This window comes from Streptomyces sp. TM32 (assembly GCF_004122755.1).
GTDB lineage: Bacteria > Actinomycetota > Actinomycetes > Streptomycetales > Streptomycetaceae > Streptomyces > Streptomyces sioyaensis.
In genome coordinates this window covers 1-12,645 of record NZ_SDIG01000023.1, presented here as the reverse complement: position 1 = coordinate 12,645, position 12,645 = coordinate 1, and the positions used below count along the sequence as shown (strand labels likewise).

The window sequence follows — 12,645 nt, the reverse complement described above, 5'->3', positions numbered from 1 at the left end:
CCGACAAGGCGCCTTGAAGCAGTCACTCGTCATACTCCCACTGGCCGCGATCACCGCACTAACTGGATGCTCCAGCGTGACCGATACCAACAAAGACCCCGGCTACACGCCTGAGGCCAGAGAGATCTCCGAAGTTAAGCAGGAAGCAACGGGACTTTCTGGCGAAATCCTCAGGGCCATTGGCCTGCAAGGCGAAGTGAGCAAACCCGGACCAGGGGTTGCCGTATGCGGAGAAGAAAACGCCGATAGGTTCTATACAATCCACCATCCGTGGTCCCTCACAGGCGTACCCATTGGGGACATGAAGAAGGCCATGACGCGCCTCAAGGAGGAGCTCCCCAAAAATGGCTGGAAAATCGTAAGCTACGGACCAGATAAGAGTCCGAGCAAAAGCCTAGAGCTGGTCGCTGACTCCACGAAGAGGAAATTCTCGGTCAACATCCACCTTTATGACGAGACCGTTCGAGCCAAGACCGACGGGCCTAAGTCCAAGATCTACGTCGATCTCATCTCGGCCTGCTTCCAGGTGCCCAAGGGAAAGACCGTCGACCAGTATTGATCGTGGCAGATCCATAGCCAGTCACGGTCTCGCGCACACAAGGCAGTAGGGCGGAAGGCTCACTAGGAGCCGGCGGCCATGCGACCATCGTTGTCAGCCACGGCAGGCCAGCGCTGCGGTAGCTTCCCGTGCCCAATGAGGGTTTTCATCCTGAAGTTGCAGGTCAGACACCTCAGGATGAAACGACCTCAGTGATCCCGAGCCCAAAGTCGACGGCCTAACGTACGAGTTCAAGGTGACGTGTATCAACGATCACGCCTCACCCTTTACCTCGGACTGGTCCACCGGGATGGTCTTCCCTGCGTCAGCACGACACTTTCAGTGTGCCAGCGAATTCACTGAACGTCGTCGTGCTTTCCCGACCGCCGCGCTGCAACGCGATTCTCAAGAAGTACCGCGACGGATACCTTCGGCCTCGGTGGTGCGTGAATTGGGCCGATTCGCTGCGCAGGAGACAACGCTGTGGGGTGGACTTCCGCTGAGCGGTGTCCCCCCCACAGCCAGGGCCCGAACCTGCGATCGGGCCGACCTCAGTGGCTAGTGGAAAAAGCCCGCGGCCTTACGGTCTGTCGCCTGATAGTCCGCGCTGCCCGAGCGGATCTTCGCCGATACCTGCTGCAGCGTGCTTTGGATGTGGGTCGCCCGGGAGTTCCACTGCCGCTCTGCGGCCTGGAACGCCTGGTGCGCCTCGCCCTCCCAGGACTCGGAGACGCGCTTGACCGCGCCCCAGATCTTGTCCAGCTCGGCCTGCAGTTCCTTTGCGGCCCGCTCGATGTCGGCAGCGGTCTGCTCCAGAGCGCCATAGGTAACACGAAGGTTCTGGTCGCCGGCCATACTCTCCCCCACTTCTCGGAGTTGCTACTCGGTGGTCGCGACGTGCCCGCCGGGGCGTCGATACCCCAGCCCTAGTGGCAGCGTCTAGTAGTTGCTGATGCCGCTGGCAGCGCCGGGGTCCAGGCGTCCGCCCGCCGCGCCACCGTTGACGTCGATGCCCCGGAAGCTGGACAGCACCTCGGCATCATTGGCGTCGCTGGTGACGCTGGTGCGGGCGACAGCGTCGTTGATGCCGTCGAGCATCCTGCGCAGAGCGGCGTGGTCCTCATTGAGTGCGTTCTGCGCCTGTCGGAAGGCGCTCGCGCCCTGCCCCGTCCACGCCGTTTCGACGGCCGCGATGGCGTTCACCAAAGTGCGCAGCTGCGCCGACATCGAATGGCTGCCGCTCAGGATCTCGTTCTTGAGCTTCTCGATCTCCGCATACGTAAGTGTGGTGTTCCCTGCCATGATCCACCTTCCCCCATGAGTAAGTTATGAAGCCGAGGCGATTCTTCAATTCTCGACTTCACTTAACGGCTGCTCCATTGAGTCAGCCTGACCACTGGTCACTCTAGTCGTGCGACCCGCCGTCTCCCTTCCTAACTAACTGTTGAGCTGGGCTCTACGGCGCCGAGCAATCATCAGCCCGCCGATAATTGCTGCCCCAGCCACCGCCCCGGCAGCGACGATGATTGGCCACACGTCGGAGTCACTGTTCGCCGTCTGGCCGGATTGATTCTGCGCCCTGCCAGCGTGGCCATCGTTTGGCACTGACTGAGGCGTCTGCGAAGGTGAGGCCGTACTACGTGCCGTCAGCAGCGGGTTGACATCGGCCGGTCCGGGGTCGCCCTCTTTGTCAAGCAGTACCTTGCGAGGACGGACGATCCCGTAACCAAGGTACTTGCTCGGCACCTTGCCATCCTCCGGCTTGCCGGCGGTCTCCATCATGACGCGCAGAACCTGGTTGTTGGTCCACTTGGGATGTGCTGACCAGATCAATGCCGCCGAGGCCGAAGCAATGGCAGTGGCATCACTGGTTCCATCCTCGACGCAGTACCGGAGCGCCGCACTACAGCGAGTGGGAATACTAACTCCGGGAGCCGCTAGCGCTACCTGCGGCCCATAGGTCGAGAATTCGGCTACTTTCAGGGACTTGTCCACGGCCCCGATTCCGACAACTCCAGGGAGGCTTGCTGGGTAGACAGGGGCGTTGCCATTATCCCCGTCATTACCCGTGCCCGCAAAGATCAGGCTTCCCTTCTTGTTCGCATAGTCAATCGCCGGTTGCAGCTCGACCTGCGCTTCTTTAACGGCAGGTCTGCCACGGGAGATGTTGATGACCTTCGCCCCCTGGTCCGCCGCATAGCGGATGGCTTTCGCCATGTTGACGAGGCCATACCCACCTACGTACTTGAGGGGAAGGACCTTCGAGCCCGGCGCCAACCCCCAAGGCCCGTCTCCGCTCCGCCTGCCAGCGATGATCATCGCCATGCTCGTGCCATGGCCTTCATTGTCGTGGTTTACGCCCTGACCTTTGCCCGAGAAGTCCTTGCCCGATAGCAACTGGCCGCGCATCTCGGGTACGGAACTGTCGACGCCGCTGTCGATCACAGCAACCGTGACGCCCTCTCCCGTGCTGACCTGCCACATGCGTTCGGCCTTCATCGCGTCCAGATGCCACTGACGTGATCTCATGTCCGCGGCGGCAGCGGTCGGCGCTAGCAAGCCCAGGCAGAGGGCCGAGAGGCAGGCGAGCGCAGCCAGCCGGAACTGGTTCCGCCGCATGCGAATTGCCGCCCGATTCACGGTGCGGTGTCCTTCCCTTCGTCCGGGTCGTTGAGCGATCACGTCAGATCTATTCGATCACCGGAGGTACGACCGATCGGTCCTGCGCCACCCACGTTTGATCGTCCTCGTGGAGATAGTCCGGTCGCTGCTCGCCGCTGCGCCTGCCCCGTGAGGTCGACGGTCCTCCGGGCATGGGGAGCAGCCTGTCGGTGGAGTTACCTCGTCCCAGACCAGAGCCACCTGGTGTGAACTCAGATATCCGGCCACTCGGTGCCTGAGTTCGTCCGCGTGCCTCGCCCAGCTCAGCGGCCGAGCTACGCTCCGTGAACGGCGGTGTTCCAGACGCGGTGCCCTCTACTACACCGCCTGAACCGCCCTGGCTTATCGCGGAGCTGGGCGGCGCGGGTCGCTGCTCGCCGCCGATCAGCGATCCGCCTGGCGCCGGGCCTACGGTGCCACCGGGCTCGTACGCCCAACGTCGTCCAGGAACGCCCCGGCTCCCACCGCTGCTGGGGCCTCCCGGGCGGCCTCCGCCCGTGACGCCACGCGCCATGGCGCTGCGATCCTCGCCCGTGACTGCCCCCCGAGGCGCTCCGACAGCCTCCCTGCGAGGAGGGGCAATTCGCTGTCCAGAATGTCCCGAGCCATCGCCATTCGCCCCGCTTCCGGCGGTGGAAGGGCTCCCGCCAGTCCCCGCCGATCTGGGCGGGATCACGCCGCGCTCCTCCCCCATGACCGTCCCGCCCGGCAATCTGGGACGTCCAGATGCAGTGCCGCCCCGCTGAGTGGTTGCGCCAGGAACACCGTTCTCCCCAGCGCTGCGGGGGCGTTCCTGCGTCACGCCCGGCCGGGCGGTATCCGGCTGCGGATGCCGTGTCGTACCTCCACTCCATGAGGGGGCCTTAGTCGGCCCAGGGATCGTCGGCAGACCGGGTACGACGGGGCTGGAGGGAATGCCGGAGTGCTCGGGAGTGGCGGGGATGGTGCCCCCCTGCGACGGTGTTTTACCGGGCACGACAACGGGGGCCGTAGAGTCGACAGACGTACCAACCTGCGGAACGTGCTGCGCACCACCGGCAGTCGAGCGGGAGACTCCTGCGTGCTGCTCATTGCCGCTGCTCCCCGTCGAAGAAGCGGTCCCACTACCTGCGCCATACCCAGCCCTACTGCCGCCCGACTGATCGACAAACGTGTAGCGCTTGCTGATTCCGTCCTTCAAGGGCGGCGGATCCGGTACGAACCCCGACGCCGGCTTGAAGTTGGGCGGCTCCTGGCTCTCGATCTTCTCCTGGGCCGTGCGGTAGTACGAGGCCAGCCGGTTCATCGCCGCCACCGCCGCTTCGCGGTCCGGGTCCGTCATCAGGGGAGCGCCCGTCGCGCTGCGCGCTGTAGGCGATGCCGCGCTGTCCAGCTTCACGGAGTTGTCCTGTTTCGGCTTAGGCATCGTCTTCGCCTCCCACAACGCCGTGCCGGCATCCGAGATGGCGTTGCCGGTGGTTGAGGCGAAGTGGGCCAGGTTGTGGCTCTGTTTGACGGTGTCGTGGCTCCACTCGCGGAAGGCGTCGGCGCCCTCGCCTTCCCACTGCACGCGTTCGACGTGTGCCTTGAGCTCCGTGGCGATCTGGTCGATCTCCTTGCCTGCCTGGACCAGGCAGGCACCCGTAAACGAGATCACCATGTGGTCCCCGCTGGCCACCATGTCGTACAGGGCCTGGTGCGTTGCGTTCTCGAAGTTGCTGTTGCCGGACGAGCTGGAGTTCCCCGCCATCCCTCTCTTCTTCCCCTCGCGTCAGATGCCGTCGGCGCCTGCGGACTGCCCGTCGCCCATGCCGGCTGCGGCAGAGCCTGCGGCATCGGAAGACATGGGCCGATGCTCCGGTCGTGGTGCCTGGTACAGCTCCTGGGTGCGGCGCTGGATCGCTGCCAGGCGGTTCTTCACGTCGGCATCGATGGCCTCGTATCCGCTTTCGGCGACCCGGGAGCCGATGCTCAGCGTCTCGATCTGGTCGCCGAACGCCTTGGAGAACGCCTCCAGCTGGGACAGCACCTTCTCGTACGCGCCGGCCAGGCCCTGCGCCTCGGCGAATCCCTGGCCGAAGGAAGCATGGGCGATCGTGCGGTGGCCGAGCGTCCCCGGGTCCGCGTTCGACTTCTTCAAACGCGCCAGCAGGTCATCCACCCGCTTCTTGAACTTCTCCAGCGTCTCGGCTTCGACGGCCAGATCGGCGCTCTTGCCCTGTGGCGCTGCCCCGTTCACCTGCATGCCCGTTGTCTCGTCGGCCCGCATGGTGTCCTTCCCCCCGGATACCGCTACCCGTAAGTCACCAACGTCAGGAGCCACTCTATCCATCACCTCTGACAACGACCGTGTGTCTTGCGTCCATGCGTTCGGGGAGCTCTCTCCTATGTCCGGAAGCGTAGTCGTTCGCGCCGTGTGGCTCATGGGCCGCGGCCCCATCAAAGTGAGTACGGCTACTCATTGACGCGCGGCGCCCGCCCGCGTGCATCCCGCTTGCGTACATCCCGCCAGACGACCGCCGTGCCCGCGATGACGGCAACCGCGACGCCGCCGGCCCCCACGCCATACGTCGCGTACCGCTCCATCCGCTCCTGCGGACTCTCGCCGTCGGGCCAGGCAGTGGGGTCAGGGGGCGCGGCCTTGGCCAGACCGCTGTCCGCGCTCGGGCGGTCGATGGGGTGGGCGTCCTCGGTGAGGGCGCGCACCGGGTCTACTACTCCCCAGCCCACGAAGGTGTCCTTGCCGTTGACGGTGCGTTCGGCGGTCTGCTCGATCTGGGCGACGATCTGGTGCTCCTGCCAGTCCGGGTGCTTGGCTTTCAGGAGGGCGGCGACGCCGGCGACGTAGGGGGCGGAGAAGCTGGTGCCGTTGTCCACGCACTGGCCGCCCTTGGGCACGGTGGAGACCATGTCCACGCCGGGGGCGGCCACCCCGATGAAGTCGCCGCTCTGGGAGAAGGGGGCGCGCTCGTTGTTGCGGTCGGAGGAGGCGACGGCCAGCACCCCGTCATACGCGGCCGGGTAGGTGTCTTTGAGCTGGCCGTCGAGGCCGTCGTTGCCGGCGGATGCGATGACGACGATGTTCCTGTGTCGGGCTTCCTTAACGGCGGCCGCCAGGTCGGAGTTGGGGGAGAGCGGCTTGGTGGTGTCCTGGGAGATGTTGATGACGCCTGCGTCGGCGGCTATGGCCTTGCGGATGGCCTGGGCCAGGGTGGCGGCGGTGCCGCTGCCGTTCTCGTCGTTCTGGCGGAGGGGGATGATCGTGGCTTCGGGGGCGAGCCCGACGAAGCCGGTGCCCGCTCGGGGGCGGGCAGCGATGATGCCGGCGACCTTGGTGCCGTGGCCCACCGGGTCGTACGTGCCGTCCGTCGGCGCCTTCGGATCTCCTGCGGTTGCGTTTCTTCCGCCCTTGGTGTGGTGCAGGAAGTCCCAGCCGTGCTTGGTGTCGACGGCGCCGGCCAGCTGCGGGTTGGTGTTGTCGACGCCGGTGTCGATGACGGCGACGCGTACCGGGCGGCCGTGCGTGTCCCGGCCCTTGGTGTCCTGCCACAGCTGGTCCAAGACGATGCGCTGCAGGGCCCAGGGGCGTTCCTTGATCTGTTGCTTCATGGGGAAGGTACATATGCCGTTCCCCTGGGGGACCGGGGTCACGCCCTCCCCGTCCGCTGCGTGAGCGACCTCGGGTGGAGCCACGGATGCAATGCTTCCGATCAGGGCCACGAGCAGGGTGGCCGCGGCCCAGGCGGTGGGTGTTGTCCTCCTCACTGTGTCTCCCTGTTTCTCAGGATCCCTGGGGCTGGCGGGCGGCGTTCGCATCCAGCCGGGGCCCCATCGGCAGGAACTGCGACCAGCTCGTCGGCACCAGCACCGGTTTGATGTCCTTGTAACCGAGGAGGATCTGCGCCCGGTTGGTCTCCTGCGACCGCTCGCCGGAGTGCTGTTCCTTGGCTGTGCCTGGGGTGCCGATGCCGGACTGTTTGGCGCTGCTGTCGTTGTTCGTCTGAACGCCGTAGCGCAGGCCCGTGTCCGTGACGAGGAAATGTGCCCCTGAGGCGGCGTCTCCTGGCTGGATCTGCTTGTAGAACAGGCCTGTTCCCGGGGTGACGTACGCGCTGGTGCCGCCGTTGGCGATCTGTTGGGGGAAGTCCGCTCCGGCCCAGGTACTCAGCTCCGTACCGCCGGTCTTCGACACCGCACGCAGCACACTGCAGACCGTATGGCGATCGCCCTGTGCCGTGGCGGTGTTGACCTGCTCGGTGATCTGCTGCGGCCATTGCTTCTCGGCGAACAGGTGCTGGGCCTGCGGGGTGAAGGACTGTGCATCCACCTCGGTGGGACGGTTGTGCTGCTCCAGCGGGGCCGTCTGCCGGGAGAACAGGAGCAGCTTGGCCACGAAGTCGGAGACGGGGACGACCTTGCCCTGCAACACGACGTAGTGCTGGGTGCCGGCGCCGGTTGTCGCGCGCAGCACCATGCCGATGCGGTTTTCGCGTTCGCCAAGACCCTCGACGTGGGCAGGCTGGTTGACCGTACCGGGCAGGGTGGGGAAGGCGATCGGTGTGCCGTCGTGGAAGGTGGCGAGCCAGTCCTTGGTGACCTGCTGAGGCTGCCGGCTGCCCACCAGGGCGCGCAGCAGCAGTTCCGTGTCTCTGCCGCCGTTGATGAGGTACTTGGTGCCCTTGGGGTCGATCAGATAGCGCGCCCCGCCGGACTCCCCGGATCCCCTGGCCTCTTGGACGTAGAGAGCATGACCGCCGTGCAGCCGGCCCGTTCCCTCCACCTTGTCCGTGTCGCGGTCGGCGAAGAGGAAGGTGGCCTTCTGTACGGACTTGCCGTTGCTGCCGGGTTGTTCGCAGACCGCCCAGCGCTTGCTCTTCGCCGCCTCGGCGCCGTCTGGGAGGCGGTCAGGGGCATACGGGATTCCCAGAGTCGGGCCGTGCGGGAGTTTTCCGTTGTCCAGCTCGCTCTCGTCGACCTTGAGGACGTCGAACCGGTCGGGTTTGAGGAGCAGCCGGGCGGAAGCCATGTTCAGGACGGGGTGCAGCTGTTTCTTGCCGTCCGTCTCCAGCACCACGTACAGAGTGGTGGATTTGCTGCCCAGGATGACGTGTGCGCCGGGGGTGTCCCAGCCCTTGGGTGCCTTGGGTCGGAACATGCCCCAGGCGCCGAATCCGGCCAGGATCAGGGCGGCGGTGATCAAACCTGGCAGCACCGCGCGCAGCGGGCTCGGGGCGCCCTCGTCCGTACGGTCCGGGGAAGGCTGCAGAAAGGCGGCCACCAGCCGTTTCTTGGCGAAGGTGTAGCCGTTGAGCTCGTCCCGCCGTGATGCCATGACGCTGCGCTTCTCCCCTGCTCCCCCTGCGGCCGTTCCGCAGCCGCCCGGTCCTGCATGTTCTCGGGCCTCGGGCCCCTCGATTCCCTCACCCGCTCGTCATGCTCCGCGCCCGGCTGTACAGGTCCAGGACCGCCAGGCACAGCGGCATCAGGGACAGCAGCAGGAATCCGTCGACGAGATCGAGCACCCGGCCCCAGAAAGGCGTCAGCCCCTTCTTCGGCACGCTCAGCGCGACCGTCGTGACCAGCGCCACCGCACTGAGGACCATGAGCGCCAGCCACAGCGTACGCAGGTCCAGCGGGGTGCGGTCTCCCGTAAGGAAGTCGTTCAGCATCCCGGTGGGTGGGTTGAAGGCCACGCCCAGTACGAGGAGGGAGAGCGCGGCCAGGCCTGCGACGACCGCGCAGGCGACGTGGGTGGTGTAGCGGAAGAGCCGGGCGCGCAGCAGCGTCGCCAGGCCGGTGGCGAGGGCGAGGAGCTGTGCCCATGCGGAGTGGGAGAAACCGAGGATGCCCGCGGCGCAGATGAGGACCGCGCAACACCCGCCGAGCAACCCGAGCAGCAGCTCATGGCCTCGGCGGACCTGGGCGGCGACGCGCTCCTCGTCGACGGGGTCCAGGCCGACGGGCTCCTCACTGCCCCTCAGTTCTGCCCCTGTCTCCCGCTCCTCGCTCAGGCTGCGCGGAGTGACGTACCCGATGGGCAGCCGGGCCAGGCGCGTGGCCAGCCCCGGCAGAAAGGCCATCAGGCCGATGATCCCTGGCGCGCAGACGGCGGCGGTCTGGACAGCCGTCGCCTCGCTGATGATGGCGAGGAATGCGGCGAGGGTGCCGACGGCCGCGACGAACGTGGCAGCGATGAACGGCGCATCGCCGTACGGCGACAACGCGACCAGCGCGACGGAGACTACGAGCACGGCAAGACAGCCCAGCAGGAACTGCAGCCGCCCGGCCCCCTGGCCGGCGTCCGGGCCGACGATCCCCGAGCCTGCGCACAGCACGACCGGCAGCGCGCCCAGGCCGAGTGCGACAGCGGACGGCTGGTCCCCGTAGACCCGGGCCCGAACCCCCGCGAATGCGGCCAGCAGCACACCGGCCGTGCCGGCGATCACGCCCGGCAGAGTCTGCATGTCGTGCCGTACCGGGTCGGCGGACCACAGCACGAGGGCGAGGAGGACGAGGAGCACCCCGACCCCGGCCAGCCCCACCCCGCGCAGCAGGCCGTCGTTCCACAGGCGGCGGTCGCGGGTGACGGCGGCGGCCACGGCATCGGAGACATCGTCAAAGACTGCCGGTGGGAGCGATTGTGAGAAGGGGCGCAGATGCAGCATCTCGCCGTCGATGACGCGCTGGTCGGCCAGCGTACGGGCGCTGTCGAGCGCACTGCCGTCGACGCGGAAGAGGTAGTAGCCGGTCGGCGCGCCCGGGGGCTGTCGCTGGCCGGTCAGGCGCAGGATTTCCGGGTAGATGTCGGAGACCGGGATGTTCTCGGGCAGCGCCACGTCGATACGGCTGTCGGGGGCGACCACCGCGACCCTGCGGAAGCCGGTCCCCGCGCTCATGCTCACCGTGTTCAGTTCTTCCCCCTGCTCACCTGGTCATCCGGCCACTCGGTCACATGGCCGCTCACTCACTTGATCACCGTCACGGTCGCTCCGTACGCGGCCTGTGCCGGGGCGCCATCGTGCCACCGCACGTTTATCCCACCGCACCTTTGCGTCACTGCACCTGAAGCTCTTCCCCACCCGTCACATTAGTCGGCAGTAGGATCGCCTGATGCGGGGGGCGCCGTCGCCAGGGGGCGACCGGTACGGAACTTTCCTCCGTATCGAGGGATTGATGCTCGGTGAGCCAGATCGTCGTCAAGCGCCCGCCGCGGGCGCTTCCGCCCGGCCCTGCCACGGACGAACTGCAGCTGCAGGCCCCGCCGGAGCTGCCGCGCGGCCAGCAGGAGGGCGTGCTGATGCAGCTCCTGCCGATGATCGGTATGGGCTCGTCGGTGGTGTTCTTCTTCATGCCGGGCATGCCTCCTTTCATGCGCATCATGGGCGCGCTGATGCTCGTCTCGACGATCGGCATGGTCATCGCCCAGGTCGTCCGCTACCGCAGAGGCACCCAGGGCGAGATGGCGCAGAGCCGCCGGGACTACCTCAAATACCTGGCGCAGACTCGCCGTCGGATCCGCCGTACGGCCACCGCCCAGCAGAGCACCCAGCACTACCTCCATCCCGCCCCCGACCAACTGTGGTCCATCGTCGCCGAGGGCAGCCGCGTCTGGGAACGCCGCATCGGCGACGCCGACTTCGCCCAGGCCCGCATCGGCCTGGGCACCCAGCAACTGGCCACCCCGCTCGTCGCCCCCGACACCGCCCCCGTCGACGAACTCGAACCCCTCACCGCCGGCATCATGCAGCGCTTCCTCGCCGCCCACGGCTCGCTGCACCACATGCCGGTCGCGGTCTCCCTGCGCGCCTTCTACCACCTCACGGTCTCCGGCGACCCGGCCTGCGCCCAGGGCGCGGCCCGTGCCTTGATCGGCCAGCTCGTCACCCTGCACTCCCCCGCCGACCTCCTGGTCGCCGTGGTGGCCGCCCCCCACGCGATCGGGCGCTGGGAGTGGACGAAGTGGCTGCCCCACACCCAGCTGCCCGGCGCGGCTGACGGCGCCGGCACCCGGCGCCTGTTCAGCGACGACCTCAACGAACTCGAATCGCTCCTGGCCGGCCACCTCGCCGACCGCCCCCGCTTCAGCAAAGACGCCCCACCCCTCCTCGACCGGCCCCACCTCGTCGTCATCCTGGACGGCGGCATGGTCCCCGCGGACTCTGCTCTCGCCGCCCCCGAAGGCCTCCAGGGCGTCACCGTCATCGAGGTCCTCTCCGGCGAGCTCGATGAACCCCGCGGCGGCCTGTCGGTATCCGTCCACCCCGCCCGCCTGCGCATGGAGTCCGCCGTCTCCGCCTACGACGGCACCCCCGACCTGCTCTCCCTGGAACGCGCCGACACCCTCGCCCGCAAGCTCGCGCCCCTGTACGTGGACGGCACGGACGAGGACGAACCGCTCCTGGCCAACCTGGACTTCACCGACCTCCTCGACCTCGGCGACCCCGCCGACGTCGACACCGCCCGCACCTGGCGCCCCCGCTCCCAGGCCGAACGCCTGCGCGTCCCCCTCGGCATCGACGAATCCGGCCAACCCGTCATGCTCGACCTCAAGGAAGCCGCCCAGAACGGCATGGGTCCGCACGGCCTGTGCATCGGCGCCACCGGCTCCGGCAAATCCGAACTCCTGCGCACCCTCGTCCTGGGGCTTTCGGTCACCCACTCCTCCGAAACCCTCAACTTCATCCTCGCCGACTTCAAGGGCGGCGCCACCTTCGCCGGCATGTCCGCCCTGCCCCACGTCGCCGCCGTCATCACCAACCTCGCCGACGACCTCTCCCTCGTCGACCGCATGGGCGACGCCATCCGCGGCGAACTCCAGCGCCGCCAGGAGCTGCTGCGCCAGGCCGGCAACTTCGCCAACATCCACGACTACGAAAAGGCCCGCACCGCCGGCCACCCCCTCGACCCGCTGCCGTCCCTCGTCCTGGTCATCGACGAGTTCAGCGAGCTGCTCACCGCCAAGCCCGACTTCATCGAGATGTTCATCCAGATCGGCCGCATCGGCCGGTCCCTCGGCGTCCACCTCCTCCTCGCCTCCCAGCGCCTGGAGGAGGGCCGCCTGCGCGGCCTGGACACCTACCTCTCCTACCGCATCGGCCTGCGCACCTTCTCCGCCGCCGAATCCCGCGTCGCCCTCGGCGTCCCCGACGCCTACCATCTCCCCTCCGTCCCCGGCTCCGGCTACCTCACATGCGGTACGGACGAGATGACCCGCTTCAAGGCCGCCTACGTCTCGGGCCCCTACCGCTCACCCAACAGCCACACGGACCACGGCGCACTCCCCGTCCAGCAGCGCGCCGCCCTCTTCACCGCCGTCCCCGTCCCTGTCCCCGCCGCCTCCGCCACTCCGGCCGCACAGCCCACCCCCGAGGTCCCCGCACAGGCCGACGACGCCCTCGCCGACACCGTCCTGGACGTCATCGTCCGCCGCCTCGACGGCCAGGGACCACCCGCCCACCGGGTCTGGC

General features: G+C 67.4%; 9 protein-coding genes. 2 read left to right on the top strand and 7 right to left on the bottom strand.

The genetic code is table 11. The annotated features are described in order from the left end of the window. Nucleotides 1-76: 76 nt before the first annotated feature. Nucleotides 77-559, top strand: a complete 483-nt coding sequence (locus tag EST92_RS08315; RefSeq protein WP_129280293.1) for a hypothetical protein — start codon at nucleotides 77-79, stop codon at nucleotides 557-559. Between the two features lie 537 nt (nucleotides 560-1,096). Here EST92_RS08315 and EST92_RS08310 read toward each other — a convergent pair. The 7 genes from EST92_RS08310 to eccD form a co-directional block, all read right to left on the bottom strand. Then, complete coding sequence (locus EST92_RS08310; protein WP_254068637.1) at nucleotides 1,097-1,405, bottom strand: WXG100 family type VII secretion target; 309 nt, start codon at nucleotides 1,403-1,405, stop codon at nucleotides 1,097-1,099. A gap of 72 nt (nucleotides 1,406-1,477) precedes the next feature. Continuing rightward, the gene (locus EST92_RS08305) at nucleotides 1,478-1,840 is read right to left on the bottom strand and encodes a WXG100 family type VII secretion target (RefSeq protein WP_129280292.1); all 363 of its coding nucleotides are present in this window, start codon (nucleotides 1,838-1,840) and stop codon (nucleotides 1,478-1,480) included. 135 nt (nucleotides 1,841-1,975) lie between these two features. Continuing rightward, the gene (locus EST92_RS08300; RefSeq protein ID WP_254068635.1) at nucleotides 1,976-3,178 is read right to left on the bottom strand and encodes a S8 family serine peptidase; all 1,203 of its coding nucleotides are present in this window, start codon (nucleotides 3,176-3,178) and stop codon (nucleotides 1,976-1,978) included. A 1,771-nt stretch (nucleotides 3,179-4,949) separates the two neighbouring features. Further along, nucleotides 4,950-5,447, bottom strand: a complete 498-nt coding sequence (locus tag EST92_RS08295; protein WP_129280291.1) for a hypothetical protein — start codon at nucleotides 5,445-5,447, stop codon at nucleotides 4,950-4,952. Between the two features lie 185 nt (nucleotides 5,448-5,632). Further along, on the bottom strand, nucleotides 5,633-6,787 hold the full coding sequence (mycP, locus tag EST92_RS08290) for a type VII secretion-associated serine protease mycosin (RefSeq protein ID WP_174243961.1): 1,155 nt from the start codon (nucleotides 6,785-6,787) through the stop codon (nucleotides 5,633-5,635). A 172-nt stretch (nucleotides 6,788-6,959) separates the two neighbouring features. Further along, entirely contained in the window at nucleotides 6,960-8,510 is a 1,551-nt protein-coding gene (eccB, locus tag EST92_RS08285; RefSeq protein ID WP_129280289.1) for a type VII secretion protein EccB, read from the bottom strand. A gap of 88 nt (nucleotides 8,511-8,598) precedes the next feature. Then, nucleotides 8,599-10,074 (bottom strand): type VII secretion integral membrane protein EccD, encoded by a 1,476-nt coding sequence (eccD, locus tag EST92_RS08280; protein WP_129280288.1) that lies wholly within the window; start codon nucleotides 10,072-10,074, stop codon nucleotides 8,599-8,601. A 284-nt stretch (nucleotides 10,075-10,358) separates the two neighbouring features. On the opposite strand from eccD, the gene eccCa reads away from it, so the two are divergent. Next, a partial coding sequence (gene eccCa / locus EST92_RS08275; RefSeq protein WP_129280287.1) for a type VII secretion protein EccCa occupies nucleotides 10,359-12,645 on the top strand: 2,287 nt, incomplete at its 3' end.

Bases quoted from the DNA above. Each gene is read 5' to 3' on its own strand.
- EST92_RS08305 (WP_129280292.1), bottom strand. From the start codon at position 1,840: ATGGCAGGGAACACCACACTTACGTATGCGGAGATCGAGAAGCTCAAG.
- EST92_RS08295 (WP_129280291.1), bottom strand. From the start codon at position 5,447: ATGCGGGCCGACGAGACAACGGGCATGCAGGTGAACGGGGCAGCGCCA.
- mycP (WP_174243961.1), bottom strand. From the start codon at position 6,787: ATGAAGCAACAGATCAAGGAACGCCCCTGGGCCCTGCAGCGCATCGTC.
- eccB (WP_129280289.1), bottom strand. From the start codon at position 8,510: ATGGCATCACGGCGGGACGAGCTCAACGGCTACACCTTCGCCAAGAAA.
- eccD (WP_129280288.1), bottom strand. From the start codon at position 10,074: ATGAGCGCGGGGACCGGCTTCCGCAGGGTCGCGGTGGTCGCCCCCGAC.